This window comes from Halorarius halobius (assembly GCF_024298865.1).
Classification (GTDB): domain Archaea; phylum Halobacteriota; class Halobacteria; order Halobacteriales; family Haloarculaceae; genus Halorarius; species Halorarius halobius.
In genome coordinates this window covers 2,526,111-2,550,805 of the sequence record NZ_CP101161.1, presented here as the reverse complement: position 1 = coordinate 2,550,805, position 24,695 = coordinate 2,526,111, and the positions used below count along the sequence as shown (strand labels likewise).

General features: G+C 69.8%; 27 protein-coding genes and 1 tRNA gene. 13 read left to right on the top strand and 15 right to left on the bottom strand.

Annotated features, from left to right (window positions below):
• Positions 1–3: 3 nt before the first annotated feature.
• The gene (locus NL112_RS13615) at positions 4–1,167 is read right to left on the bottom strand and encodes an alanine--tRNA ligase-related protein (protein WP_255149389.1); all 1,164 of its coding nucleotides are present in this window, start codon (positions 1,165–1,167) and stop codon (positions 4–6) included.
• Between the two features lie 52 nt (positions 1,168–1,219).
• Positions 1,220–1,738, bottom strand: coding sequence for a helix-turn-helix domain-containing protein (locus NL112_RS13610; protein WP_255149388.1), 519 nt, complete (start codon positions 1,736–1,738; stop codon positions 1,220–1,222).
• A 126-nt stretch (positions 1,739–1,864) separates the two neighbouring features.
• Between NL112_RS13610 and NL112_RS13605 the strand changes: the two genes are divergently transcribed.
• A tRNA-Leu gene (locus NL112_RS13605) sits at positions 1,865–1,949 on the top strand.
• Between the two features lie 151 nt (positions 1,950–2,100).
• The gene (locus NL112_RS13600; RefSeq protein WP_255149387.1) at positions 2,101–2,664 is read left to right on the top strand and encodes a DUF420 domain-containing protein; all 564 of its coding nucleotides are present in this window, start codon (positions 2,101–2,103) and stop codon (positions 2,662–2,664) included.
• Between the two features lie 9 nt (positions 2,665–2,673).
• On the opposite strand, the gene purF is transcribed toward NL112_RS13600, so the two are convergent.
• The 4 genes from purF to NL112_RS13580 form a co-directional block, all read right to left on the bottom strand.
• On the bottom strand, positions 2,674–4,128 hold the full coding sequence (purF, locus tag NL112_RS13595; RefSeq protein ID WP_255149386.1) for an amidophosphoribosyltransferase: 1,455 nt from the start codon (positions 4,126–4,128) through the stop codon (positions 2,674–2,676).
• Positions 4,129–4,409: 281 nt separating this feature from the next.
• The gene (locus NL112_RS13590; RefSeq protein WP_255149385.1) at positions 4,410–4,586 is read right to left on the bottom strand and encodes a 50S ribosomal protein L37e; all 177 of its coding nucleotides are present in this window, start codon (positions 4,584–4,586) and stop codon (positions 4,410–4,412) included.
• Positions 4,583–4,765 (bottom strand): LSM domain-containing protein, encoded by a 183-nt coding sequence (locus NL112_RS13585; protein WP_255149384.1) that lies wholly within the window; start codon positions 4,763–4,765, stop codon positions 4,583–4,585. Before NL112_RS13585 ends, NL112_RS13590 begins: the two co-directional genes overlap by 4 nt.
• Before the next feature lie 50 nt (positions 4,766–4,815).
• Positions 4,816–5,874 carry a M20/M25/M40 family metallo-hydrolase gene (locus tag NL112_RS13580; protein ID WP_255149383.1) on the bottom strand — a complete coding sequence of 353 codons (1,059 nt, stop codon included), beginning with the start codon at positions 5,872–5,874 and terminating at the stop codon, positions 4,816–4,818.
• A gap of 88 nt (positions 5,875–5,962) precedes the next feature.
• Between NL112_RS13580 and NL112_RS13575 the strand changes: the two genes are divergently transcribed.
• Entirely contained in the window at positions 5,963–6,223 is a 261-nt protein-coding gene (locus NL112_RS13575) for a hypothetical protein (protein WP_255149382.1), read from the top strand.
• On the opposite strand, the gene NL112_RS13570 is transcribed toward NL112_RS13575, so the two are convergent.
• Entirely contained in the window at positions 6,224–6,853 is a 630-nt protein-coding gene (locus tag NL112_RS13570) for an alpha/beta hydrolase (RefSeq protein WP_255149381.1), read from the bottom strand.
• Entirely contained in the window at positions 6,850–7,794 is a 945-nt protein-coding gene (locus NL112_RS13565; protein WP_255149380.1) for a ring-cleaving dioxygenase, read from the bottom strand. Before NL112_RS13565 ends, NL112_RS13570 begins: the two co-directional genes overlap by 4 nt.
• 65 nt (positions 7,795–7,859) lie before the next feature.
• Between NL112_RS13565 and NL112_RS13560 the strand changes: the two genes are divergently transcribed.
• Positions 7,860–8,207: a winged helix-turn-helix transcriptional regulator gene (locus tag NL112_RS13560; protein WP_255149379.1), complete on the top strand. Its 348-nt coding sequence runs from the start codon at positions 7,860–7,862 to the stop codon at positions 8,205–8,207.
• Here the strand turns inward: NL112_RS13560 and NL112_RS13555 are convergent.
• Both NL112_RS13555 and NL112_RS13550 read right to left on the bottom strand, forming a co-directional pair.
• Entirely contained in the window at positions 8,204–9,043 is an 840-nt protein-coding gene (locus tag NL112_RS13555; protein WP_255149378.1) for a beta-keto acid cleavage family enzyme, read from the bottom strand. The two genes, NL112_RS13560 and NL112_RS13555, sit on opposite strands and share 4 nt — an antisense overlap.
• Positions 9,040–9,213: a hypothetical protein gene (locus NL112_RS13550; protein WP_255149377.1), complete on the bottom strand. Its 174-nt coding sequence runs from the start codon at positions 9,211–9,213 to the stop codon at positions 9,040–9,042. The genes NL112_RS13555 and NL112_RS13550 overlap by 4 nt, the downstream gene beginning before the upstream one ends.
• A gap of 114 nt (positions 9,214–9,327) precedes the next feature.
• Between NL112_RS13550 and NL112_RS13545 the strand changes: the two genes are divergently transcribed.
• Positions 9,328–9,909 carry a GNAT family N-acetyltransferase gene (locus NL112_RS13545; protein ID WP_255149376.1) on the top strand — a complete coding sequence of 194 codons (582 nt, stop codon included), beginning with the start codon at positions 9,328–9,330 and terminating at the stop codon, positions 9,907–9,909.
• A 156-nt stretch (positions 9,910–10,065) separates the two neighbouring features.
• A complete protein-coding gene (locus NL112_RS13540; protein WP_255149375.1) occupies positions 10,066–11,022 on the top strand; it encodes a zinc-dependent metalloprotease in 957 nt (318 codons plus the stop codon).
• Here the strand turns inward: NL112_RS13540 and NL112_RS13535 are convergent, their stop codons facing one another.
• From NL112_RS13535 to NL112_RS13525, 3 genes are read right to left on the bottom strand one after another with little or no spacing between them, the layout of a single operon-like run.
• A complete protein-coding gene (locus NL112_RS13535; protein ID WP_255149374.1) occupies positions 11,023–13,131 on the bottom strand; it encodes a thioredoxin domain-containing protein in 2,109 nt (702 codons plus the stop codon).
• Positions 13,132–13,176: 45 nt separating this feature from the next.
• Complete coding sequence (locus tag NL112_RS13530; protein WP_255149373.1) at positions 13,177–14,607, bottom strand: dihydrolipoyl dehydrogenase family protein; 1,431 nt, start codon at positions 14,605–14,607, stop codon at positions 13,177–13,179.
• Between the two features lie 42 nt (positions 14,608–14,649).
• A complete protein-coding gene (locus NL112_RS13525; RefSeq protein WP_255149372.1) occupies positions 14,650–15,312 on the bottom strand; it encodes a cyclase family protein in 663 nt (220 codons plus the stop codon).
• 118 nt (positions 15,313–15,430) lie between these two features.
• On the opposite strand from NL112_RS13525, the gene purD reads away from it, so the two are divergent.
• The 3 genes from purD (at position 15,431) to NL112_RS13510 (ending at position 19,233) form a co-directional block, all read left to right on the top strand.
• Entirely contained in the window at positions 15,431–16,726 is a 1,296-nt protein-coding gene (purD, locus tag NL112_RS13520; RefSeq protein ID WP_255149371.1) for a phosphoribosylamine--glycine ligase, read from the top strand.
• 88 nt (positions 16,727–16,814) lie between these two features.
• Positions 16,815–18,686, top strand: a complete 1,872-nt coding sequence (locus tag NL112_RS13515) for a DEAD/DEAH box helicase (RefSeq protein WP_255149370.1) — start codon at positions 16,815–16,817, stop codon at positions 18,684–18,686.
• A 31-nt stretch (positions 18,687–18,717) separates the two neighbouring features.
• Positions 18,718–19,233, top strand: a complete 516-nt coding sequence (locus NL112_RS13510) for an acyltransferase (RefSeq protein WP_255149369.1) — start codon at positions 18,718–18,720, stop codon at positions 19,231–19,233.
• On the opposite strand, the gene NL112_RS13505 is transcribed toward NL112_RS13510, so the two are convergent.
• Together NL112_RS13505 and dacZ are read right to left on the bottom strand one after the other, a co-directional pair.
• Entirely contained in the window at positions 19,234–20,034 is an 801-nt protein-coding gene (locus NL112_RS13505; protein ID WP_255149368.1) for a mechanosensitive ion channel domain-containing protein, read from the bottom strand.
• Between the two features lies 1 nt (position 20,035).
• Entirely contained in the window at positions 20,036–20,845 is an 810-nt protein-coding gene (dacZ, locus tag NL112_RS13500; protein ID WP_255149367.1) for a diadenylate cyclase DacZ, read from the bottom strand.
• Positions 20,846–20,972: 127 nt separating this feature from the next.
• Here dacZ and NL112_RS13495 point away from each other — a divergent pair, with 127 nt between their 5' ends.
• The 4 genes from NL112_RS13495 (at position 20,973) to NL112_RS13480 (ending at position 24,662) form a co-directional block, all read left to right on the top strand.
• Positions 20,973–21,785: an alpha/beta fold hydrolase gene (locus tag NL112_RS13495; protein WP_255149366.1), complete on the top strand. Its 813-nt coding sequence runs from the start codon at positions 20,973–20,975 to the stop codon at positions 21,783–21,785.
• A gap of 51 nt (positions 21,786–21,836) precedes the next feature.
• Complete coding sequence (locus tag NL112_RS13490; protein WP_255149365.1) at positions 21,837–22,541, top strand: RNase P subunit p30 family protein; 705 nt, start codon at positions 21,837–21,839, stop codon at positions 22,539–22,541.
• Positions 22,525–23,139 (top strand): class I SAM-dependent methyltransferase, encoded by a 615-nt coding sequence (locus NL112_RS13485; protein WP_255149364.1) that lies wholly within the window; start codon positions 22,525–22,527, stop codon positions 23,137–23,139. Before NL112_RS13490 ends, NL112_RS13485 begins: the two co-directional genes overlap by 17 nt.
• 314 nt (positions 23,140–23,453) lie before the next feature.
• On the top strand, positions 23,454–24,662 hold the full coding sequence (locus NL112_RS13480) for an MFS transporter (RefSeq protein WP_255149363.1): 1,209 nt from the start codon (positions 23,454–23,456) through the stop codon (positions 24,660–24,662).
• Positions 24,663–24,695 lie beyond the last annotated feature (33 nt).

Here is a 24,695-nt window from a genome sequence, read left to right as displayed (position 1 = left end):
CCGTTACTCGCTTCGCAGGAACGCCACCACCTCGTCGGCGCTCGCATCGAGGCCGCCGGCCTGCGCGACGGTCGGTGAGCCGCCGCCACCGCCGCCGAAGGCGTCGGTCACCGACTCGACCACGTCGTCGGCGTCGACACTCCCATCGGTCGCGACGGCGAGTGTGCCGCCGGGGGCGACGAACGCGACTACGTCTGCCCGGTCGCCCGCCTGCTCGCGGGCCAGTTCCCCGAGGTCGTTGGCGTCCATGTCGAGTTCGCCCACCAGCCACGTCGCGCCGTCGCGCTCGACGACCGGGAGTTCCCCGACGCGGGCGGCCGCGAGCTCCGCCTGGAGAGCGTCGCGTTCGGCCCGGAGGTCGTCGAGGTCCGCCTGCAGTTCCGCGAGTCGGCCGGGCACGTCGTCGGGTGCGACGCCGAGTTCCGCCGCCGCATCGGCCAAGGCTCGCTTCTCCGTCGTCCGGCGCTCGATGGCCGCCGGGCCGACGGCGAACTCCACGCGGGTCAGCCCCTCGCCGGGATTGGAGCGGCCGAGAACGGTGACCGGGCCGATTTCCCGGGTGTTGCGGACGTGCGTGCCGCCGCAGGCCGCGGCGTCCCAGCCGTCGATGGTGACGACCCGGACCGTGTCGCCGGCGATGCCCTCCTCGGTCTTGGTGTTGAACGCCACGTCCTCGTCGCCCAGCGCCTCTGCCTTCGGTCGCGTCTCCCACGACACCGGTCGGGAGTCCCAGACCGCGCGGTTGACGAGCCGCTCCAGTTCCGCCAGCGTGTCGTCGTCGATGTCGGTGGTCGTGGTGAAATCGACCCTGACCTTGCGGTCGTCGATGTCGAAACCGCCGTAGCCCAACTCGTCGAGCACGCGCCGGCCCGCGCCGTACAGGGCGTGGCTGGCCGTGTGGGCGCGCATACAGTAGGTGCGGAACTCGGGGTCGACGTTGCAGGTGACCGTCTCGCCGGCCTCGACCGGGTCGGCGAGCGTGTGGACGACCTCGCCGTCGCGCGTCTGGACGTCCTCGACGGCGACGCCGCCGACGGTGCCGCGGTCCGGGGGCTGACCGCCGCCCTCGGGGTAGAAGTACGTCTCCGAGAGGACGGCCTCGCGGCCACCCTCCACGACCTCGGCGTCGAACGTCAGCGTGTAGGGGTCTTCGGGAGCCCTGCTCATGGTCGGGACGTGGCGGCGGCGGGCAAAAAGGTCGCGTTACCGGGGACGCGTGTCACTCGGACAGTTGGACGTTCAGCCGCTCCTCGAGGTCCTCGATGAGCGCGCCGCCGATGCCGGCGCGGTTCGCCCGCCCCTGCTCGACGGCGAGGATGTCGGCTTCGTCGACGCCGAGTTCGCCGGCGAGTTCGGCCGGCTGGAGTCCCGCCTCCTGTCGCGCCTCCTGGAGCTTCTCGCCGTAGCCGCGGACGAGATACGGCAGGGGGTCGTCCTGGTAGTCGGTGCCCTCCTCCTCCCAGTGGGAGGGGTCGCCCTTGCGTGCGTCGTCGAGCCGTGCGACGTTCTGGGCGGCGCGCTTCCGGCGGTCCTGCTCGTCGCGGCTCCCGTCGGACGACGACCCCGAGTCCGACCCGGAGCCACCATCGTCCCGCTCGCCGTGCCGGGCACACTCCTTGCAGACCTGGAGACGTGCGCCGGCGACGGTCGTCTCCCGGAGGCTCCCCGTCTCCGTGCCACACAGCTCGCAGCTGTCGGCGTCGTCGGAGCCGACTCCTCCGGTGGAGTACTTCGCCATACCCCCCATTAGTTCGCGGCGCGTACTTCAACCCCGCGTTCGCTACAGGTCCCCGACAGGAGCCGCCCCGCGACGGAACGAAAGTCCTTTTACGCAAACCCGGGTACGGGCAGATGCACGCGACGTGCGTGGGTAGCCAAGCCAGGCCAACGGCGCAGCGTTGAGGGCGCTGTCCTGTAGAGGTCCGCCGGTTCAAATCCGGTCCCACGCACCTACTACACGTGGGCTCTGCCCACACGGTGCAGGTGACGTCCCTATGGGACGGCACCCACGCAACATCCTACCGACGCTACTCCGGCCAGTGGCGAGACCGCTCGCCCCAGTGAGGTACGCCTTTGTCGCCGGAGTCGCTACGGGCGAGCATGCAAGTCAGGAGCTGGGCGCGCGACCGGGTCCCCGCGCTGACCGGTCTGCTGACGGCCGTCGCGCTCGCGCTGGTGTTCGGCTCCGTGCTCGGTGTCGTCCCCACCCCGCCGCGCGCGCCCACGGCCGTCCTTGAAGCCATCCCCGCCGTCAACGCCGTCGTCTCGCTGGCGGCCATCGTCGCCATCGTCACCGGGTGGCGGGCCATCCGTCGCGGCGAGGTGCGGCGCCACCGGGCGGCGATGCTCACCGCGTTCGGGCTGTTCGCGCTGTTTCTCACCCTGTATCTCTACCGGGTGAGCATCCTCGGCCCCTCCGAGTTCCCGGGGCCAGAAACCGTCTACACGTTCGTCTACCTCCCGTTCCTCGCCATCCATATCCTGCTTGCCATCGTCTGTGTCCCGCTGTTGTTCTACGTCATCCTGCTCGGGACCACACGACCGGTTCGGGAGCTATACGACACGAACCACGCACGCGTCGGGAAGATTGCGGCGTCGCTGTGGCTCGTCTCGTTCACGATGGGCATCACGGTGTTCCTGATGCTGTACGTCGTGCCCTGGTAGCCGAGCGGGTCAGTCGTCCGCGAGCGCCTCGCCCTCGATGACCGGGCGGTCGACCTCCCGGTCGGTGGTCTCGCCGTCGATGTCGTACGGGTACTCGCCGGTCACACAGCCGAGACAGAGGTCCGCCCGCGACTGGTCGAGCGCGTCAGCGACGGCGTCGATGGAGAGATACGACAGCGAGTCGGCGCCGATTTCCTCGCCGATGGACTCGACCGACTGGTCGGCCGCGATGAGTTCCTCTCGGGTCGCCATGTCGATGCCCATGTAGCAGGGCGCGACGATGGGGGGTGCACCGACCCGAAAGTGGACCGCCTCCGCGCCGACGTCCCGGAGCAGTTGCACGAGTTGCGTCGAGGTGGTCCCGCGAACGATGGAGTCGTCGATGACGGTGACGGTCTTCCCCTCGACGACGTCGCGGATTGGGTTCAACTTCAGGCGGACGGCCCGCTCGCGGGCGTCCTGGGTCGGCATGATGAACGTCCGGCCGACGTACCGGTTCTTCATCAACCCCTCCGCGAACTCGACGCCGGCGCCGTCCTCCTGTGCGGCCTCGGCGTAGCCGGAGGCGAACGCCCGGCCCGAGTCGGGGACCGGCATCACCACGTCCGAGTCGACGCCGGATTCGTCCCACAGCGCCCGGCCCAAATCCCGGCGCACGTCGTAGACGAGACTGCCGTCGATGCGGGAGTCCGGCCGCGCGAAGTAGACGTGTTCGAAGAAGCAGTGGGCGGTGTTGTCGGCCTCGACGAGTCGGTAGGAGTCGAACCCCTGACCGTCCGGCTGGAGCACCACGAGTTCGCCGGGGCGCACGTCCCGGACGAGTTCGCCGTCGAGCACGTCGATGGCCGCCGATTCGCTGGCGAGCACGTAGCCGTCGTCTATCTCGCCGATGCACAGCGGCCGGTTCCCCTCGGGGTCCCGGACGCCCATCACGGTGTCGTCGTGCATGATGGTCAGCGAGTAGGAGCCGTGGATGCGGCTCATCGTGCGCTTGACCGCGCGCACGAGGTCCGACTGGAGGAGGTTGCGAGCGAGGTCGTGGGCGATGACCTCGGTGTCGCCGTCGCTGGTGAACGCGTGACCCAGCGCCGCGAGTTCGTCGCGTATCTCGCCGGCGTTCACGAGGTTGCCGTTGTGGCTGAGGCCGAGCGAGCCGGATTTAAAGGACACCGAGAACGGCTGGGCACACGAGGAGTCGACGCTCCCCGCCGTGGGGTAGCGGACGTGGCCGATGCCCACCTCGCCGGTCAGACCGTCGAGGTCGGCCTCGTCGAACGCGTCCCCGACCAGCCCCATCTCGACGTGGTCGTGCTGCTGGAACCCATCGTGGGTGACGATACCCGCGGACTCCTGGCCCCGATGCTGGAGCGCGTACAGCGAGTAGTACAGCGGTCGTGCCGCGTCGCGGTCGTCGAGCGAGACGCCGACGACCCCGCACTTCTCCCGCGGCCCGGAGTGAGTCATCAGCCGTAGGTGTCGGCGCGACGCTCAAAAACCTTCGTGGTTGTGTTCAGCACCGGATGTTCACGGGCATGTGTATGCACGAACGTGGCTATCCAGCGGCCGGATGCCCCGGCGTCTTCTGCACCGACAGCACCGACGAGGCCGACGCGGGGAAGGACGTGACGCTCGACGGAGCGGCGACGGGGCGAGACGCACGGCTCGCGGTCCGAACTGTCTCGTTCAGCAAGCGATTGCCCGAGCGAGGCCCGCTGAAGGCCAGTCGAGCGAACTGCAGAAGGTGTTCAGTTGTCGCCGGACTTCGACTGCCAGGCGTAGTCGCGCCGCTTGGCGGACTTGCCGAAGCCGCACTGCGCACAGACCTTCTTCTTGCTGTGGTAGGACTTCTCGCCGCAGCGTCGGCATTTGACGTGCGTCGTCTTGTTCTTCTTCCCCTGCGAAGGCGTACCTGCGCCGGTCATGGTTGTATCGAGACGACGTTGTCGCCGCGGATAATCGTTGTGTTCTCGCCTTCGAGCACGAGATTCATGTGCTGGTCGTAGCCCTCGAGCGTCCCGGCGACGGTGTCGCCACCCTTCAGCGTCACCGTCACCTCCTCGCCCAGAGTCGCCTCGAGCACGTCGAGCGGGCGTTCGGCCATACGTCCACGCCGTCGGCGTCGGCCTTAAATACACCGGGACCGGGCGGCAGTCAAAGGTCGACGGCGAACGGGGCGAACTCCTCGGCGCGGGCCGCGAACGCGCCCAGGAGGTCGGCCACGGCGTCGAGGTCCGCCGTGTCGATGACCTCGACGGGCGTGTGCATGTAGCGGTTCGGGACGCCGACGTTGACGGCGGCGACGCCCGACCGCGAGGTGTAGAAGCTCTCGACGTCGGTGCCGGTGTCGGAGCCGTGAGCCGACAACTGGACGTCGACGCCCTCGTCGTCGGCGACCGACCGGACGGCGTCGACGACGACCGGGTGGTTCGCGGCTCCCCGGCCGACGACCGGCCCGCCGCCGAGTTCCAGCCCCGACCCGGTCGTGCTCGGCGCCTCCGGCGTGTCCGTCGCGTGGCTCACGTCGACCCCGACGACTACGTCCGGGTCGAGGTCGAACCCGACCATCCTCGCGCCCTTGCGCCCGATCTCCTCCTGGACGGTGGAGACGGCGTACACCGTCGCGTCGGCGTCGCGTTCGGCCGCGCGGCGGAGCCCCTCGGCGGCCGCCCAGACGCCGGCGCGGTTGTCGAGCCCCCGGGCCGCGAGTAGCGAGCCCGAGAGGTCCCGGGGGTCGGTGTCGAAGGTGATGGGGTCGCCCACCTCGACGAGTTCGCGGGCCGCCTCGCCGTCCTCGGCACCGATGTCGACGTGCATCTCCTCGATGTCGCTGGTGTCCTCTTCGCCCGGGTCCCGGAGGTGGATGGCCACCTGCCCGAGCACGCCCGACACGGGACCCTCGCGGCCGTGGACCGTGACGTACTGGCCGCGGGCGACGGTCTTGTCCGCGCCGCCGACCCGGGTGAGTTGCAGGTGGCCGTCGTCGGTCACGTCGCGGACCATGAGGCCGATTTCGTCGCCGTGGCCCGCCAGCACGACCTCGGGGTCGCCGCCGCGATAGACGGCGACTGCGTTGCCGTAGTCGTCGGTCCGGACCTCGTCGGCGTACGTCGAGACGTAGTCGAGAAAGCGGCGCTGGCCCGCCGTCTCGAACCCGGAAGGCGTCGCCGTCGACAGTAGGTCGTCGAGGAACGCTCGGCGGTCGTCGTCCATACCCAGGGGAGGGGCCGCCCGCCGGAAGGACGTTCCGGTCGCTCCGGGGACGAACAGTCATAAGTTCTCGCTCGTCGAACAGTCAGGTATGGTGAAGCTGACGTTCCTGGAGGTCCATCTTGACGGCGCGGAGTTCACGGCCAACGCCCCGCTCAGCGACAGCGGCGGCGATGGCGACGGGCCCGACATCGAGGTCGGCGAGGCCGGCGACGAACAGTCCGGCGGCGGCAAGAGATGGGTCGGGGCGCTGGTCGGCCTGCTGTTCCTCGTCGCCGTCGCGGTCGTCGCCAAGAAGCAACTCGGCGGGAGCGACGACGAACCCGTCCCCGAACTGCAGGGCCGCGAGTAGCTACAACTCGGCGACCATACCGGCGACGTACTCGATTTCGTCCCGGTTGACGCCGTGACCCATCCCCTCGTAGATGCGCTCCTCCACGTCGGCGCCCAGCGACTCGAAGACGTCCCGCGTCTCGTGGACCCGCTCCAGCGGGATGTGGGGGTCCACGTCCGAACAGCCGAGGAACACCGGCGTCCCCGACAGGTCCCCGTCGTAGCCGTCGAGTTCGTCGCCGATGAGACCACCCGACAGCGCGACCACGCCGCCGTAGCGTCGCGGGCGGGTGGCGGCGTACTCGGTGGCGAGACAGCCACCCTGCGAGAACCCCAGGACGAGCACGCGTTCGGGGTCGATACCCGCCTCGCCCGCCCGTTCGACGAGCCGGTCGATGGCGTCGAGGCCGGCGGTCCGTCCCGGTTCGTTCTGCTCGACGGGCGCGAGAAACGACTGGGGATACCACTCGTTGCCCGTCGCCGGGGGCGCGAGATACGCCACGTCGTCGCGGCCGAACTCCTCGTGCATCGCGAGGATGGAGCGGGCGGTCGCACCGCGGCCGTGGACGAGTATCACCGCGGCGTTGGCCGCCTCGAGCCGCGCGCCCGCAGTCGCCGGTTCGCCGGCGTGCAGGTCCGGGTCAGTCATCGGGGCGCCTCCGCATCCAGGTCGAGCGGCGGCAGTCGAGCCTCGATGGCCTCGCGGTCCTCTTCGAGCCACGGGGGCAGTTGGAGCGACTCGCCGAGCGCGTCGACCGACTCGTCGCGGTCGAACCCCGGCCCCTCGGTGGCGAACTCGAACAGGACGCCGTTGCGCTCCCGGAAGTAGATGGACCGGAAGTACTGGCGGTCCTTCTGGTCGGTGACGCGGAACCCGGCCTCGCGGAGCCGCTGTTGCCACGCGAGTTGCGCGTCGTCGTCGGGAACCCTGAACGCGACGTGGTGGACCGTCCCCGTTCCCGGCCGCCCCTGCGTCTCCATCTCGACGAGGTCGACGACGACGGCGTGGTCGCCCGCCGCTTCGTAGCGGACGCGGCCCTCCGTCTCGCCGGTCCGCTCGTACCCCATCCGTTCCAGCAGGCCAGCCGTCGCCGCCACGTCGGTTACGCCGAGCGCGACGCCGTGGAACCCCCGGATGGCGTGTTCCTCGGGCACCACCTCGGACCACGGCGCTATCGGCGTCGGCCGGTCGGTAGCGACGAGTTCGTACTCCAGGCCGTCGGGGTCACGGAAGGCGAGCACCGTCTCGTCGAACCGCACGTCGGGCGCGTCGAACGCGATGTCGTGTTCGTCGAACCGGTCGACCCAGTAGTCGAGGCTGTCCGCGGGGACGTGGAACGCCGTCGTCGTCACCTGTCCCGCGCCCACCTCGCCGGCCGCCGAGTCCTCGAACGGGAAGAACGTCAGCGCCGTCCCGGGTTCGCCCGTCTCGTTGCCGTAGTAGAGGTGGTACGTCGCCACGTCGTCGAAGTTGACCGTCCGCTTCACCAGCCGAAGCCCGAGCACCTCGGTGAAGAACCGGTAGTTGCGCGCCGGGTCGCCCGCCACGCTGGTGACGTGGTGGAGCCCGCCGACCTGTGATGTCGCCATGTTACCTGGTAAGGGGACGAAACTTCATAAGGCCTCGCGGACAACGACACAATCAGGTAACCCCCATGTCATCAGACGAGCGTTACAGCGAGGAGGCCTGCGTCGTCATCGACTCCCTGGAGCAGATAGGGTCGCAGTGGCGGCTCATCGTCCTCCACGACCTGCAGGACGGCGAGAAGCGGTTCAACGAACTGAAGCGGTCGACCGACGCCTCCTCGCGCACGCTCTCGCGCGTGCTCGACGACCTCCAGGAGATGGGGTTCGTCGAGCGCCGCCTCGAAGAGGACGCCCCCGTGGCGACGTTCTACTCGCTGACGGGGAAAGGCGAGTCGCTCCGGCCGGTGTTCGAGGCCATCGAGAACTGGGCCGAGGACTGGCTGGACCCCGAAGAGGAGAGCCTCGTCGCCGACTAACCGCCGAGGAGTTCCCGGGTCTCCTCGGGCGTTGCGACGGGCCGCTCCAGCGTCTCGGCGAGCGTCGCCGCCCGCTCGACCAACTGGGCGTTGCTCTCGGCTTTCTCCCCTTGCCGGTAGTAGACGTTGTCCTCCAGTCCCACCCGGACGTGCCCGCCGAACACGATGCCCATCGCCGCGAACGGCAACTGGTGGCGGCCGAACCCGAGCGTGTTGAACTGCATGCCGTCGGGCAGGTCGTGGATGGAGGCGAGGAAGTTCTCCGGCGTCGGCCGTGTCAGGGTGCCGCCGCCGAAGATGAGCGTCCCGTAGTAGGGCGGGTCGATTCGCCCCGCCTCGATGAGTCGGCGCGCCTCGGTGATGTGGCCGCTGTTGAACAGTTCCAGTTCCGGTTTGATTCCCCGGTCGCGCATCTCCGCGGCCAGCGAGTCGATGGTCGCTCGCGTGTTCTCGCTCGTGAGATGGTCGTAGCGGTTGAGCGGCCCCATGTCGAGCGACGCCATGTCCGGCGCGGGGTCCGTCCGAAGGGGTTCGTGTCGCAACTCGTCTGGCGCGCCCGTTCCCCCGGTGGAGTGCTGGACGACGAGGTCCGTCGCGTTCCGCACGGCGTCGGTGAGTTCCTGGAACCGCTCGCGTGAGAACGCGCGTTCGCCACGCTCGTCGCGGGCGTGGAGGTGGACGACGCTGGCGCCCGCGTCCTCGCAGTCGGCCGCCGCCGCGGCGACTTCGTCGGGCGTCTCCGGGAGGTTCGGGTTCGCCTCCTTCCCGTGGACGCCGCCGGTCAGCGCCGCGGTGATGACGACCGGTTCCCCGGCGAGGTAGTCGTCGTAACTCATCCCTTCCGGTATATCTCGCAGTGGTCGGCGTGGTGTAACTCGTAGCGGTCGTTGCAGATGTCGGCACGCATCGGTTCGACGAACTGCTCCGCGAGGCCACAGTACGCTCGCTCGGCGTCGAACGACCGGCCGTCGGCCTCGCGCCGGTACTCCAGATGTGGACAGACCATACCGGACGTGCGTGACCGAGTCACATAGGCGTTCGCGGGCACCGATGTCACGGGGTGACGTGGGTATCGGTGGGTAGGGAACGACTGAAACCGAACCGTCTCGTAGCCGAAACCATGACCGACGCGTCGGTCCCCGAGCGTCTCGCCGTGGGGCCGGTGACGCTTGCCCGCCTCGCGCCCGAACGGGCCGACCTCCGGGACTGGTACCGGTTCTGGCGCGACTGCGACCCGGCGGTGTTCGCCCACCTCGACCTCGACCCCGACCAGACGGCCGGGGCCGTCGCCGACCGCGTGGCCGCGCTCGACGCGATGTGGGACGAGTTCGAGAGCTTCTCGTACGTCGTTCGCGCCGACGACGCGTTCGCGGGCTACGCGGACCTCCAGCCGGACTGGGACCGCCGGACTGCGGAGATAGGCGTCGTCCTCGACCGACCGTTCTGGGGGGAAGGCGTCGCCGGCGACGTGGTGGCGACGCTCGGCCGTGTCGCGTTCGAACGACTGGACGTCGACCTGCTGGAACTCGGATTCGACGCCGACAACGAGCGGGCGTGGGCCGCCGCCGAACGGTACGCCGACCAGTTCGGTGGCCGCGTCGCGGGACCGTTCCGCGCGCTCAGCACGCGTGCCGGTGAGCCGGTCGACCAGTACCGATACGCCGTCGACGGGGCGGCATTCGACCCGCCGGAACGGGCGTAGCGGCCGTCACTCGGGGTCGGCGTGGCGAGCCCAGAACGCCCGATGCCCGTGGCCGAGGAAGAACGGCACGAACCGCGCTTCGACCGCTACGACGAAAATTCCACCCATCGAACGGGCCCCCGGAAGGTCTATACGCGCAACGACGAACCTTCATCCGTGAGTCTGTATCGCGTGGTTCGGGCCGTCGCCGACAGTTCCGGCGACCGGCCCATCGACTGGGCGGCGGCCGCGGAGGCCGCGAAGGCGGCCACCGACCCGGGGAGCGTGGCGCTCTCGGAGACACAGCGGGCCGGGTACGCCCGCGACGTGCGCGAGGCCCGCGACCGGGTCCGCGAGGTGGCGGCCGTCGAGTTCGACCTGCCGGACACGGTCGAGGTCCAGCACCGCCACCACTGGATAGACGCCAACGTCGACACGTTCCGGCGCGTGATGGCGCCGCTCGAAGGCCAGACCGGGATGGTCCCCGGCGTCGCCCGCACCGTCAACACCGGGACGATGGGGTTGATGCTCGCCTTTCTGGCCAACAACGTCCTCGGCCAGTACGACCCCCTGCTTCTTGCCGACGGCGACGACCACGCGCTCTACTTCGTCCACCCGAACATCGGGCGGGTTGCGGGCCTGCTGGACGTCGACGAGGACCGCTTCCGGCGGTGGATAGCGTTCCACGAGGTCGCACACGCCGCCGAGTTCGGCGCCGCCCCCTGGCTGTCGACCCACCTCGAAAGCCAGATGCAGGAGGGCATCGAGGCGCTGACCGAGGGCCGGCTGAACCGCGACGCCCTGCAGGAGGTGAACGTCACCATGACCGCCGTCGAGGGGTACGCGGAACTCGTGATGGACCGCGCGTTCGACAGCGAGTACGCCGACCTCCGGGAGAAACTGGAGGCGCGACGCCGCGGACGCGGCCCCATCGGGAAACTCGTCCGCCGCCTGCTCGGCCTGGGGATGAAGCGCCGCCAGTACGAGCGCGGGAAGGCGTTCTTCGAGCGCGTCGCCGACGAGCGCGGCGTCCACGGCGCCAGCGTCGTCTGGTCGGACCCCGACTATCTGCCGACCGACGAGGAACTCGACGACCCCGCCGCGTGGCTGGCGCGCGTGCCCGCCGAGCCGTAATCAGGGCTCCCAGTCGAGCGCCTCGACCAGCGAGTTCTGTGGCGGCGAACACACCCGCGAGCGGCAGGCGTACACCGTCGGTTCGCCGTCGCGGGCCTCGCGGCCGGCCCAGACGGGCGGTGCCTCCTCGAGGCCCAGCGCGTCGAGCCACGGCTCCAGTCCGTCCTCGGTCGGCGGCCGCACCGACAGCAACCGCAGGGGGAGATACCGCGCCGCGAGCGTCTCCCGCCACGCGTCGGGGAGTGCGTCGGCCGCCACCGTGAGTTCCAGGCGGCCGACGGCGAGCGCGTCCGCCGCCAGCGTCAGCGCCGCGTGTTGAACCGGGTTGGATTCGAGCCGTTCGGCGTGGGTCTCGACCACTCGCTCGGCGATGGCGGCGAACGCCTCGTCGCTCGTGAACCCCGAGAGCGCGTCCAGCGTCTCGACGGCGACGCCCGTGCTGGATGGCGTCGAGGCGTCGGTCACCTCCTGTGGCCGCGCGACCAGGTCCTCGCCGGAGGCGGGCGTGAAGTAGAGGGTCTCGCGTTCGGGGTCCCAGAAGTCCCGCTCGATGGCCCGCGCCAACTCCAGCGCGAACGCGAGATGCTCGACGTCGCCGGTCGCCTCGTACGTGTGGAGCGCGCCCCGTGCGAGAAAGGCGTAGTCTTCGAGATACGCGTCGGCCGTCACGTCGCCGTCCTTCCAGCGGCGGTGGAGAGTTCCGGTGTCGGCGTCCCACAGCCGCTGGCGGACGAACGCCAGCGCGTCGGCGGCCACTTCGGCGTACGAGGAATCGAGGACGAGACCGGCCTCCGCGAACGCCGACACCATCAGCCCGTTCCACCCCGCCAGCACCTTCTCGTCGCGGGCCGGCCGGGGCCACCCCTCGCGGTGGGCGAGCGCCTGCGTCTCGGCGCGTTCGAGGCGCTCCGCCATCTCGTCGGTAGGCAGGTCGAACTCGGCGGCGAGGTCGTCGACGCTTGCGCTGACGGTCAGCACGGTGTCCCCCTCGAAGTTGCCGGCCTCGGTCACCCCGTAGCGCGCCCGGAACAGGTCGGCGTCGGTGTCGTCCTCGACTGCGGCGTCGACCTGCTCGGGCGTCCAGACGTAGAACGCGCCCTCCTCCTGTTCCCCGTCCCACTCGGAGCGGGCGTCCAGCGTCGAGTAGAACCCGCCGTCTGGGTGCTGGAGTTCCCGCCGGACGAATTCGAGCGTCTCCGTCACGCGGTCGGCGTACCGCTGCTCGCCCGTGACCTGATAGCCGGCCAGGAACGCCCGGGTTATCTCGGCCTGGTCGTACAGCATCTTCTCGAAGTGGGGGACGACCCACTCGCGGTCGGTGCAGTAGCGGTGGAAGCCGCCGCCGAGGTGGTCGTACAACCCCCTGTCGGCCATCGCGTCGAGCGTCTCGGTGGCCACCTCGCGGTACTCCTCGCGGCCGTCGCGGTCCCACGCACGCAGGAGCAGGTGAACCCGCCCCGGTTGCGGGAACTTCTGGCCGCGGCCGAACCCGCCGTGCTGGCGGTCGGCGCTCCGGAGCACGTCACCGGCGGCGCTCCCGAGGAACTCGTCGCCGGGCACCTCCCCCGGCTGGTCGGGCACGTCCTCCAGTTCGCCGCGGGCGGCGGCGGCCCACTGGTCGGCCCGGTCCTCCAGGTCCGGACGCTCCGCGGGGTCGTTCCACGCCGCGGCCACGTCCTGCAACAGTTGCAGGAACCCCGGCTGGCCGCGCTTCGGTTCCTTCGGGAAGTACGTCCCGACGTAGAACGGCTCGCCCTCGGGCGTCAGGAACGCCGACAGCGGCCACCCCGCCTGCCCCCGCACCTGCTGGCAGACCGTGATGTACAGCGAGTCGAGGTCCGGTCGCTCCTCGCGGTCCACCTTGATGGGAACGAACTGCTCGTTGAGCAGGCGGGCGACCTCCTCGTCCGCGAAACTCTCCTCTTCCATGACGTGACACCAGTGACACGCCGAGTAGCCGATAGAGAGGAAGATGGGGCGGTCGTTCTCGCGCGCGGCCGACAGCGCGGCGTCGTCCCAGGGTTGCCAGTTCACCGGGTTGTCGGCGTGCTGTTGGAGATACGGCGACGCCTCCTCGTCGAGGCGGTTGCGGTCCGTCGGGCCGGTCATGGTCCCTCTTGGGAACTGTGACTCGTAAGTCCCCGGCCCGCGGCCTCAGTCGCCGTGGCCGTGGTCGTGCTCCTCGTGGCCGTGGTCGTGGAGATGCTCCGGCAGGCGGAACTGCCCGGAGAACGCCCGCCCTATCACCTCGGTCATCGCGGGGTGGATGTGGACGCTCTCGCGGACGTCGCGGACGGTGCCGCTCCCCGCTTTCATCGAGACCACCACCTCCTGTATCAGACTGGTCGCCTCGGGACCGACGACGTGACAGCCGAGGATGGTGGCGTCGTCGGGGTCGACCAGCACCGTCGCCAATCCCTCGTCGGCGTGGTACGCCTGTCCGCGAGCCGTCCCCGTGTACGGGTACGTCCGGACCGCATAGCGTCGTCCCGCTTCGCGCAGATCGTCGCTCGTCGCACCGACGCCCGCCACCTCCGGGGCGGCGAACACGCCGTACGGCATCGCGGTGTAGTCGACCGGGTCCAGTTCGTCGCCGAGGAGGTTCCGCGCGACCGTGCTCGCCTCGTGGTTCGCGCTGTGTTTCAGCAGGTACTCGCCCACCACGTCGCCGAGCGCCCACACGTTCTCGGCGCTGGTCCGCAGGTAGTCGTCGGTGTCGACGAACCCCGCGTCGTCGGTATCGACGCCGCCCGCCGCCGCGTCCAGCAGGTCCGTGTTCGGGCGGCGGCCCGCCGCGACGAGCAGTTCGTCGGCCTCGACGGTCACCTCCCCGTCGCCGTCGGGCCACTCGCGGGCCGTGAGGCGGAGGCCGTCGTCGGTGGCCTCGACGGCCGTGGCCTCGTACCCCGTGTAGACGGTGTGCCGACGGGCGAACGCCTCCGTGAACGCGTCGCCTACCTCGGGGTCAGTCTCCGGAAGCAGGTGGGGACGCCGGCCGACGACGGTCACGTCGGTTCCGAACGTGCCGAAGAAGTGGCCGAGTTCCGCCGCGATGTAACCACCACCCACCACCACGAGCGAGTCGGGCCGCTCGGTCAGGCGGAGCGCCTCCGTGCTGGTGAGATACGGCACGTCCTCGATGCCGTCGATGGGCGGAATCGCGGGCCGGGTGCCGACGGCGACGACGACGTGCTCGCCGCGGAGTTCCCGGTCGTCGACCGCGAGCGTGCGCTCGTCGACGAACCGCGCCTCGCCCTGCACGAGCGTCCGGTCGTCGGCCTCCCGCCAGCCCTGCTCGATGCCGTCGCTGTCGGTGTCCACCTCCGCGTTCACCGACTCCACGATGGTCTCGAAGTCGACGCTCTCGATGCGCGCGTCGATGTGGTACTCGTCGGCCCGATGTATGGTCCGCGCCACGTCGGCGTGGTGGAGCAGATGTTTCGAGGGGATACACCCCCGATTCAGACAGGTGCCGCCGAGCGGTCCCTTCTCGACGACGGCCACGTCCCACCCGCTGTTCGCGGCGGCGTTCGCCACGTCCAGTCCGGACCCGCTCCCGACGACGACGAGGTCGTACTCCTCCATGCGCGTGCAACGACAGCCACGGCCAAAGCGGTACGGGTGGCGCTACCGCCGGGCGACGAACCGGGCCGGAGCGCCGTCGCCTCTGCGGAGATTCACCGGGAACCCCCGCACCGTGACGCGCTCCCCGACCAGCCACTCGGGGACCCGGAGGTTCTCGGCGATGAGCGTCCCCGCCGACAGCAGGCGTCGGTGGACCGGGTAGGCGTCCCAGTCGTCGGGCCGCATCGTCCGCGGCCGGTCCGGCGAGCGGGTGTCGACGCCGAGCAGTGTCACCTCCCGCTCCAGAAGCCAGTCGGCCGCGTCGCCCGTGAGCCACGGGTAGCGGCCGTAGTCGTCGTCGCCGTAGCGGTCGCCCCACCCGGTCCGCAGGACCACCACGTCGCCCGATTCGACGGTCGCGCCGGCGTCCGTCTCGGCTTCTTCGAGGGCCGCGGCGTCTATCTCGCCGGGGGCGTCACGCTCGACGCCGAGGACGACCCCCGGCCCCGCGAACCGGTCGAGCGAGAGGTCGTCGATGGTCGCGCCGTCAGCGAGGAAATGGGCCGGCGCGTCGACGTGTGTCCCCGTGTGGGTCGAGGTGCCGACCCACTGGACGCTCGCGCCGTCCTCGGCGACGGTCGCCACCTGCTCGAACTCCGGCGGGGGCGTCGCCCCGTGCTCGGCGGCCGCGTCGAACGGCTGGCTGAGGTCCACCCACTCCGGCATGGGTCCCGCTTGTGGGTGCCGGCGGATAGCCGTTCGGGCGCGACGCATTGCACGCTCGTGTACAACTTCGCTCCGCAACAAAGCAACATTTACACTCTCGTGTGCGTCCATCCCGCGTATGAGCGAGACCGTCCTGCTGGTCGGTGGCGGCGGCCGAGAGCACGCCATCGCCCGTTCCGTCGCGGCCTCGGACGACGCGACGCTGTTCGCCTGTGCGTCGAACCGCAACCCCGGTATCGCGTCGCTCGCGGCCGGCTTCGAGCAACTCGACGAGAACGACCCCGACGCGGTCGTCGATTACGCCGAGGCGGTCGAGGCCACCGTCGCCGTCGTCGGCCCGGAGACGCCGCTCGCGGAGGGCGTCTCGGACGCGCTCGACGACGCGGGCGTGTACGCCTTTGCCCCCAACTCGACGGAGGCGCGCATCGAGACGGACAAGAGCTTCCAGCGGCAGTTCCTCGAACAGCACGACGTCCCCGGAAATCCGGCCTACGAGGTGTTCGACGACACCGACCGCGCCTGCGAGTTCATCGACGAGTACGACGGCGACCTCGCGGTGAAGCCGGCGGGTCTCACGGGCGGGAAGGGCGTGCGCGTCATCGGCGACCAGTGTACCGCCGAGGAGGCGAAGCAGTACCTGCGTGACAGCGACTACGACCGCGTGGTGCTCGAGGAGCGACTCGTCGGCGAGGAGTTCACGGTGCAGGCGTTCGTCGCCAACGGTGACCTGCGGCCCTCGCCGGCCGTGCAGGACCACAAGCGCGCCTACGAGGGCGACGAGGGACCCAACACCGGCGGGATGGGGTCGTACTCCGACGCCACCCCCGAACTCCCCTTCATGGACGCCGACGACTACGCCGCGGCCGTCGATATCATGCGGGCCGTCGTCGACGCGATGCCCGACTACAAGGGCGTCCTCTACGGCCAGTTCATGCTGACGAGCGAGGGGCCGAAGATCGTGGAGTTCAACGCCCGGTTCGGCGACCCCGAGGCGATGAACACCCTGCCCGTCCTCGAGACTGACTTCGTCGACCTCGTCACCGCCGCGCGCGACGGCGACCCGCTCCCCGAACCGGTGTTCGCGGAGCAAGCGACCGTCTGCAAGTACGCGGTGCCGGAGGGGTACCCGACGGACCCCCGCTCGGGGACGAAGGTCACCATCGACGAGGATAGCGCGGGCGACGCTCTGCTGTTCTACGCGTCGGTCGACGCCCGGGAGGACGGCATCTACACGACCACGTCCCGCTCCTTTGCGGTCGTCGGCGTGGCGGACACCATCAGCGAGGCCGAGGAGATAGCCGAGGCCGCACTCGATGCGGCCGGCGAGGAGGGGCTTCGCTCCCGCCACGACATCGGGAAGCCCGACGTGGTGCAGAGCCGCATCGACCACATGGCGGAACTGCGCGACGAGTAACTCGCGCCGCTCACCGAGCGTCACCCCGATGCCTCCCCTGCGGTCGAACGCGCGCCGCTTTTGTCGCTCGGCCGCCTACCCCGGCGCAGTGACCGACGAGGATCCGTCCGCGCCCGCGGACGACAGCCCGGACATCCCCATCGACGACTTCTACGACGCGCTGGAGGCGGTGGGCCGCCCGGTCGTGACCGCCACGGAACTCGCCCGCGAGCGCGACTGCACCCAGGCCGAGGCCGTCGCGGCGCTGGACCGCCTCGCCGACGACGGCCGGGTCGACTCCGTGGACGTGGAGCGCGACCCGACGGTCTGGTTCCCGGCCGACTACAAGGAGACCGCCGACCGCGAGCGGGTCGTCGTGTTCCCGAAGCGCCGAGAGGTGGTCGCGGACCGGCCATCGCAGTTCACCCGCGCGCAACTGTCGCAGTTCGCCCACCTCGCGGACGCCAACCGCGAAGCCGGCTACGTGTACGAGGTGCGCGAGGCGGATGTCTGGAGTGCGCCCCACGACCGGTTCGAGGGGCTCCAGCGGACGATGCGGCAGGCGCTCGGCACGCGGTCGGAGCCGCTCGAAGAGTGGGTCCGAAGCCAGTGGGAGCGCGCCCGGAAGTTCCGGCTGTTCTCCCACGAGGACGGCTACACGGTGCTTGAAGCCGAGAGCGCGGACCTCCTCGGAAATATCGCCGAGCAGGAACTGGAGGAGGGACAGCTACGCGCCCGCATCTCCGACACGGAGGCGTGGGTCGCCGAGGAGTCGGTCGCCGCGGTCAAGCGCGCGCTGTACGAGGCGGGCTACCCGGTGCTCGACGAGCGCCATCTCGACACCGGCGAGGACCTGCCTGTCGACCTCGAGGTCGACCTCCGCGACTACCAGCAGGAGTGGGTGAAACGGTTCGTCGACAAGCAGGCGGGCATCCTCGTCGGCCCGCCCGGGTCGGGGAAGACGGTGGCCGCGATGGGCGTCATGGCCGCCGTCGAGGGCGAGACGCTGATACTGGTGCCTGGGCGGGAACTCGCCGCCCAGTGGACTGACACCCTGCTGGAACACACGTCGCTCGCACCCGAACAGATAGGCGAGTACCACGGCGGCACCAAGCAAATCCGGCCGGTGACGATAGCGACGTACCAGACAGCGGGGATGGACCGTCACCGCCACCTGTTCGACGACCGGAAGTGGGGCCTCATCGTCTACGACGAGGTGCACCACATCCCCTCGCCCATCCACCGGCGGAGCGCCGACCTGCAGGCCAAATCACGGCTCGGCCTGTCGGCGACCCCCATCCGCGAGGACGACAAGCAACGGGAGATATTCACGCTCATCGGGCCGCCCATCGGCACCAACTGGGCGGCGCTGTTCGACGCCGGCTACGTCGCGGAACCGGAGATAGAGATACGGCTCGTTCCCTTCGCCGACGACGCCCACGCCGAGCAGTACGCCGACGCGGTGGGTCACGACCGCCGGCAGGCGGCCGCCGAGAACCCCGCCAAGGTCCGGGAAATCGAGGCCATCCGCCGGGACCACCCCGGCGCGAAGACGCTGGTGTTCGTGGAGTTCATCGAGCAGGGCGAAGCCATCGCCGAGCAGTTGGGCGTCCCGTTCGTCTCCGGGGAGATGCCCCACGCGCGTCGCCGCAAGTTGTTCGACGAGTTCCGCAACGGGCCGCGCGACGTGCTGGTCGTCTCCCGCGTCGGCGACGAGGGCATCGACCTGCCGGGTGCGGAGGTAGCCATCGCCGCCTCCGGTCTCGGCGGGAGTCGCCGACAGGGCGCACAGCGGGCGGGGCGGACGATGCGGCCCGTCGGGAAGGCCCGGATGTACGTGCTGGCGACCCGCGGCACCGAGGAAGAGGAGTTCGCACGCTCGCGGACCCGGCACCTCCAGGGGAAGGGCATCAGAGTCCGGGAACGAGAGGCGGAGAGCGTGGACCGAAACGAGGAGCGCGCCGTCGACGACAGGGAGTAAGTTCAAACCCTCCCGCGAGGTACCACCGGACGTGACCGACGAGGACGACGGCACGCGGTTCGACCGCATCGAGCGCTACCCGACCGAGGGGCCGCGCAACTCGCTGTGGTCGTGGACCGACGAGAAGTCCGTCCCGCGCATCGTCTACAACTACCTGTTCGTCCTCGTCGCGCGTCTCGCACCCTCCCTCCGGGTGAAGAACTGGGCGCTCCGCCGCCTCGGCGTCACCGTCGGCGAGGGCGTCTCGTGGGGGCTGGAGGCCACCCCGGACGTGTTCTGGCCCGAACGCATCCGACTGGAGGACCACTGCATCGTCGGCTACGACGCCACCCTGCTGGCCCACGAGTTCCTGCAGGACGAGTACCGACTCGGCGACGTGGTCGTCGGCGAGCGCGCGATGATAGGCGCGGGCGCCATCGTCCTCCCGGGCGTCGAAATCGGCGCGGAAGCGCAGGTGGCGGCCAACTCGCTGGTCACCGAGGACGTGCCCGCCGGCGAGACGTGGGCAGGCGTGCCCGCCGAACCCGTCGACCGGACGGTGACGTGACTACTCGCGGACGACGACGACGCCCTGTTTGAACACCCGGCGGTTCGGGATGACGTACTCCTCGCCGTCGCTCTCGATGCGCGTGACGAACGTATCGACCTCCTGGACGATGCCGCGTCTGTCGTCGATTTCCACCTCGTCCCCGATGGCGTACGGCTCCGAAAGCAGGAGGTAGATGCCCGCCGCGGCCGACACGAGCAGGTCCTTCGTGGCGATGGCGCCGACGAACAGCAGACCGAACGCGTACGCCGCCAGCAACACGAGCAGGGCGGTCACCGCGACGCCGAGCTGGTCGAGCGCGATGACCGCGGCGACGTAGAAGATGAAGTACTTGACGAGCCGCGGGAACAGGCTGATTTCGGGGACCTTGACGCTCTTGAGCTGTTCGCGGATGTAGAGGTCGGCCTTGTCGCCGGTGATGATACCGACGATGAGCACGATGACGGCGACGAACACCTCCTTGAGGAAGTCGGTGAGCCCCTGCGAGAGCAGGCCGGCCGGAAGCGCCTGCGTCAGGCGGAGCGCGATGATGCCGCCGACGGCGACGACGAACAGCCCGCTGAGGTTCGACAGCAGACCGACCGTGGAGGTGCCGAGCCGCTGGGCGGTCCGCTCGAACGGCGTCCCCTCGACGGCTTCGGGCACGTCGAACCCGTCCAGCAAGCGGTGGACGTACCGGCGAACCAGCAGTCCGACGAGGACGGCGAACACGAACACGAGGATACTGCCGAACAGCCGCAACTGGTCGGTGAGGAGGCGTTCGAGCGTCGAGACGAACGCGTCGACCTGGGCGAGTAGCATCTCAGTACTCCTCCGGGTCGAGTTCCAACACCAGTTCCCCGCCCTGGAAGGCGCGCACGAGGCTATCGGACTCCGAGAGGACGATGGAGACGGCGTTCGTGTCCCGGGTGATGGCCGCGGCGGCCATGTGCCGCGCGCCCAGCCCCTTCGGGATGTCCGTCCCCTCGGCGCTGGGTTCGAGATAGCGGTACGCGCTGACTATCTTCCCCGAGTCGCTGATGACGAACGCGCCGTCGAGCCGCGAGAACTCCTTCAGCATGACGTTCACGATGGGGTCGCCGACGTGGACGTGGCTCTTCTCGAACGGATTGTAGCTCAGCGGCCGGGACTTGTTCATCACTTTCCCCGCGTCGCCGACCACGAACAGCGCGCCCACCTGCTTGCCCTTCTGTCCCTTCTTCCCGAGTTCGATGGCGACCTCGAACACGTCGCGGATGACTCCGGGGTCCGCCCGGGAGTCCGCGAACAGCTCGTAGATGCCGGAGTGGGTGAACTCCGCGGCCTTCACGCGGGTCACCGTGTCGATGCCCTCGTCGAACATCGTCACCGCGCAGGCGACGACGTCTTCCTCCCCGATGTAGCCGTTGTCGAGGGCTCCCTCGAGTCCGAACCGGATGCGCTCGCGCACGTCGGTGAACTCCAGCGGTAGCTCGACGAACTCCTCGGCGTCGACGCCGTTCTCGCCGGCGACGACCACGACGGGCACCTCCGCGTCGGTCATCGACTCGAAGTACGAACTGCTGGGCGAGAACAGACACAGCGCGTCGACGTCGTCGACGATACCACCCAGCAGCTCACGGAGGTCGGCCATTACTCCTATCAATTCAGCCGACAAGAAAAAGGTTTGTGGGCAGTCGTGCGGCCGTCTTGCGCCCGTCATCCCCGCGGACTCGGTCGAACGTAGCTATAAGCACCCGGCGGTGGTACGCCGGTGTGTCATGTCACCGAGCGACAGGGGAACGGCGATGTACCGCGAGCGCGCCCACAGCGTGACCGACGAGCGCGGCGACGGACCGGCCGTCGTGTTCGCCCACGGGACGCTGATGGACCGGACGATGTTCGCACCGCAACTGGAGGCCCTATCGGACGACTACCGGTGTCTCGCCTACGACCTGCGGGCCCGCACCGACCGCTACGCCGACGAGTACGACCTCTGGACCCTCGCGGACGACTGCGCGGCAGTGCTCGACGCCCACGACATCGACTCCTGTGTGCTCGCTGGGATGTCGATGGGCGGGTTCATGGCGCTCCGGTTCGCGGACCGCTACCCCGAGCGAGTCGACGGACTGGTGCTCGTCGACTCGCAGGCGACGGCGCACTCCGAGGCCGACCAACAGCAGTACGGGGAGATGATAGAGCAGACGCGCGCGGCCGGACAGGTGCCCACCGACCTCGCGGACGTGGTGAAGCAACTGCTGTTCGGGCAGACGACCATCGCCGAACGGCCCGACCTCGTCGAGGCGTGGGTCGACCGCTGGCTCACCTACCCCGGCGAGGCCGTCTACCAAGAGACCTCGTCGTGGCTCCACCGCCCCGATTTCACCGACGAGGCCGGCGACATCGAGGTGCCGACGCTGGCGGTCCACGGCGAGGAGGACGTCTCCATCGAGATGGCCGAAGCCGAGGCCACGGTCGACGCGATGCCGAACGCGCGTCTGGAGCCGATTCCCGAGGCCGGCCACTCCTCGAACCTGGAGAACCCCGAAGCCGCGAACGCCGCCATCCGCGAGTTCCTCGAGGAGGTGTACTGACGCCACCGGGGGACCGACAGCGGGAAGGGCCGGCCCCCCCATTCGACGGGCATGTACGAGGCCGTCCACGCGCATCCCGACGGCGACGCGACGGTCGCACGCCACGCCCTGACAGCGAGCGAGTACGGCTTCGAGGGGGTCGTCGTCCGCAACCACGGCGACCGGCAGGCCGACTACGACGCAGGCGAGGTGGCCGACGCCTACGGCGTGGACGTGGTGGCCGGCATCGAACTCCGGACCGACGACCGCTCGCAGGCGGCCGGCCTCATCGACCGCTACCGCGAGGAGCGCACCCTCCTGGTCGTCCACGGGGGCGACCCCGACCTGAACCGGTTCGCCTGCGAACAGCCGAAGGTGGACGTGCTCGCGCATCCGATGCGCGACGACGGGGACGTGAACCACGTCCTCGCGAAGGCCGCCGCCGACAACGGCGTCAGACTGGAGTTCAACCTCGGGCGCGTCCTCCGCGCGGAGGGGGGCACCCGCGTCCGGGCCATCCAGGGGCTCCGGAAACTCCGCGAACTCGTGGAGACGTACGACGTTCCCTTCGTCGTCAGCGGCGACCCGACGTCGCATCTCCAGATGCGGGCCCCGCGGGAACTGGTGGCCGTGGGCGAGCAGGTGGGGTTCGACGCCGAGCAACTGCGTGAGGGGCTCCGCGAGTGGGGACGACTCGCGGCGCGCAACCGCGAGCGGACGAGCGAGGCGTTCTTGGAGTCGGGGGTCCGACTGGACACCCATGAAGAGAACGGTTGAGGAACACGCCACACGGTTCGACGAGTCCGCCGCCGAGTACGACGAAGCGCAGGACAGCACCGAGTACAAAGCGTGTGCGTCGCTCGTCGTCGACCACGCGCGCGACGGGCTGACCGGCGAGGAGACGGTGCTGGACCTCGGCTGTGGAACGGGCGCCATCGGCCTCGCGCTCGCGGCGGACGCCGGCCGGGTGCTCGGCCGCGACATCAGCGAGGGGATGATGGAGCAGGCCCGCGAGAAGGCCGCCGCCGCGGGCCTCGAGAACGTCGCGTTCGAGTACGGCGAGTTCCGCGACCCGCAGGTCGCGGAGCCGGTCGACGTGGTGGTCTCGAACTTCGCCATGCACCACCTCTCCGACGGGGAGAAGCGGGAGGCCATCGAGGTCATCGCCGACCTCGGCGCCCGGAGATTCGTGCTCGGGGACGTGATGTTCTTCGGCGAACCGGACCCCGAGGAGCCGTTCTACAGTCCCGAAGTCGACGACCCCTCGACCGTGGGCGTGCTCGCGGACGCGCTGACCGACAGCGGGTTCGCACTCACCGCCGTCGAGATGGTCCACGAGCAGGTGGGCGTGCTCGTCGCGGAGCGGGCCGTCTGAGTCAGGCCCCCGCGAGCAGTCCGAGCACCACGAGGACGGTGAACACGACCGCGGTGCCGTACGCGAACATGAGGGTGCGCTGGAACAACACGACACACGGGTCGACGGCCTCCATCGGTATCAACCCCGAACCGCGTTTTCGACGCGTGAAGTGCACGCCCGAACGGCCTGAAACGAACTCCCGAGGTCGTCAGGCCACGCCGACGCCTCCCTCTCCTGTTGGACGGACTACAAAATCGCAGTAATGTATCCGACCGTACACAAGTCAGATTCAGGAAACTACCATTTAGGCGGCATTCGTACCATCACCCGTAATGGCCGACCGAGGAGTCATCTGGCGCTACTACGCCTTCCGGGCGACCAACTCGGCGGGGTTCTACCTGCCGGTCGCCATCGTGTTCCTGCAGGCGAAGTTCGACCTCGCGTTCGTCGGCCTCGCGTACGCGGTGTTCTCGTTCGGAATGGTCGCGGCGGAAGTGCCGACGGGCTACGTCGGCGACTGGCTGGGCCGCCGTGGGAGCCTCGCCGTCGGCGTCGTCCTCCGGGTCGGCGTGCTCGCGGCCTACCCCTTCCTGGAGACGCAAGCGGCGTTTCTCGCGCTCCACGTCGCGTGGGCGGCGGGGTGGGCGTTCCGCTCCGGCACGCTCGATGCGTGGCTGTACGAACTGCTGGCCGACTGCTGTGACGAAGACGAGTTCGCGCGCGTCGACGGCCGCGGCAGTACGGTCGTCCTCGCGACTTCGGCGGTGGCGGCCGTCCTCGGGGCCCTGCTGTATCTGGTCGACCCGGCGCTCCCGTTCCTCGTCAACGCCGCTCTCCAACTGCTCGGGTTGCCCATCCTCTACACGTTCCCCGCCGTCGCCACCGAGATGAGCGACGAGGAGGTGTTCACCGTCAGGGAGGCGCTGGCGATGCTCCGGGTGCAGGCCGGGCGGCCCGCCATCCGGTGGGTGGTCGCGTACCTCGGCCTGTTCGCCGCGCTGTTCTCGGTGACGCGCACCTTCGAACAGCCGATGCTCCAGAGCGTCGGGGTCCCCGTCGTCGGCCTCGGCGTCGTGTACGCCGCGTTCAAACTCGTCTCGGCGGCCGTCGCCTCGACGGCCGGCTGGTTCGAGGAACGACTGGGCGCACGCGGTGTGTTCCGCCTGCTCGTCCCCGTCTACGGACTGGCGTTCGCCGCCGTCGCGGTGTTCCCGGTGCTCGTGGTGCCCGCACTGTTCCTCAACCGAAGCCTGTCGACGGTCACCCGACCCATCAGGAACCAGTACCTCAACGACCGTCTCGACGACGTGGGGCGGGCGACGGTGTTGTCGGGCGTCTCGATGGTCCTCTCGGTGGGGTCGGGCACGGCGAAACTGGCCGCCGGCCCGGTCGCCCAGTCGATGGGAGCGGTCGACTTCCTCCCGTGGGCCGGCGGCCTCACGGCCGTCGTGGCCGCCGTGCTGTGGCTCGCTACCTCGCCCGTCCGGGCCGGTGGAACGGCGCCCGCGAGCCCCGGCGATGCACCCACACCGTCGGACTGACCCGTCCGAACGGTTGAAATCCCTCGGCGTCGA

Coding starts and splice junctions, on each gene's coding strand:
- NL112_RS13615 (WP_255149389.1), bottom strand. CDS start 1,167: ATGAGCAGGGCTCCCGAAGACCCCTACACGCTGACGTTCGACGCCGAG.
- NL112_RS13610 (WP_255149388.1), bottom strand. CDS start 1,738: ATGGCGAAGTACTCCACCGGAGGAGTCGGCTCCGACGACGCCGACAGC.
- NL112_RS13600 (WP_255149387.1), top strand. CDS start 2,101: ATGCAAGTCAGGAGCTGGGCGCGCGACCGGGTCCCCGCGCTGACCGGT.
- purF (WP_255149386.1), bottom strand. CDS start 4,128: ATGACTCACTCCGGGCCGCGGGAGAAGTGCGGGGTCGTCGGCGTCTCG.
- NL112_RS13590 (WP_255149385.1), bottom strand. CDS start 4,586: ATGACCGGCGCAGGTACGCCTTCGCAGGGGAAGAAGAACAAGACGACG.
- NL112_RS13585 (WP_255149384.1), bottom strand. CDS start 4,765: ATGGCCGAACGCCCGCTCGACGTGCTCGAGGCGACTCTGGGCGAGGAG.
- NL112_RS13580 (WP_255149383.1), bottom strand. CDS start 5,874: ATGGACGACGACCGCCGAGCGTTCCTCGACGACCTACTGTCGACGGCG.
- NL112_RS13575 (WP_255149382.1), top strand. CDS start 5,963: ATGGTGAAGCTGACGTTCCTGGAGGTCCATCTTGACGGCGCGGAGTTC.
- NL112_RS13570 (WP_255149381.1), bottom strand. CDS start 6,853: ATGACTGACCCGGACCTGCACGCCGGCGAACCGGCGACTGCGGGCGCG.
- NL112_RS13565 (WP_255149380.1), bottom strand. CDS start 7,794: ATGGCGACATCACAGGTCGGCGGGCTCCACCACGTCACCAGCGTGGCG.
- NL112_RS13560 (WP_255149379.1), top strand. CDS start 7,860: ATGTCATCAGACGAGCGTTACAGCGAGGAGGCCTGCGTCGTCATCGAC.
- NL112_RS13555 (WP_255149378.1), bottom strand. CDS start 9,043: ATGAGTTACGACGACTACCTCGCCGGGGAACCGGTCGTCATCACCGCG.
- NL112_RS13550 (WP_255149377.1), bottom strand. CDS start 9,213: ATGGTCTGTCCACATCTGGAGTACCGGCGCGAGGCCGACGGCCGGTCG.
- NL112_RS13545 (WP_255149376.1), top strand. CDS start 9,328: ATGACCGACGCGTCGGTCCCCGAGCGTCTCGCCGTGGGGCCGGTGACG.
- NL112_RS13535 (WP_255149374.1), bottom strand. CDS start 13,131: ATGACCGGCCCGACGGACCGCAACCGCCTCGACGAGGAGGCGTCGCCG.
- NL112_RS13530 (WP_255149373.1), bottom strand. CDS start 14,607: ATGGAGGAGTACGACCTCGTCGTCGTCGGGAGCGGGTCCGGACTGGAC.
- NL112_RS13525 (WP_255149372.1), bottom strand. CDS start 15,312: ATGCCGGAGTGGGTGGACCTCAGCCAGCCGTTCGACGCGGCCGCCGAG.
- purD (WP_255149371.1), top strand. CDS start 15,431: ATGAGCGAGACCGTCCTGCTGGTCGGTGGCGGCGGCCGAGAGCACGCC.
- NL112_RS13505 (WP_255149368.1), bottom strand. CDS start 20,034: ATGCTACTCGCCCAGGTCGACGCGTTCGTCTCGACGCTCGAACGCCTC.
- dacZ (WP_255149367.1), bottom strand. CDS start 20,845: ATGGCCGACCTCCGTGAGCTGCTGGGTGGTATCGTCGACGACGTCGAC.
- NL112_RS13495 (WP_255149366.1), top strand. CDS start 20,973: ATGTCACCGAGCGACAGGGGAACGGCGATGTACCGCGAGCGCGCCCAC.
- NL112_RS13490 (WP_255149365.1), top strand. CDS start 21,837: ATGTACGAGGCCGTCCACGCGCATCCCGACGGCGACGCGACGGTCGCA.
- NL112_RS13485 (WP_255149364.1), top strand. CDS start 22,525: ATGAAGAGAACGGTTGAGGAACACGCCACACGGTTCGACGAGTCCGCC.
- NL112_RS13480 (WP_255149363.1), top strand. CDS start 23,454: ATGGCCGACCGAGGAGTCATCTGGCGCTACTACGCCTTCCGGGCGACC.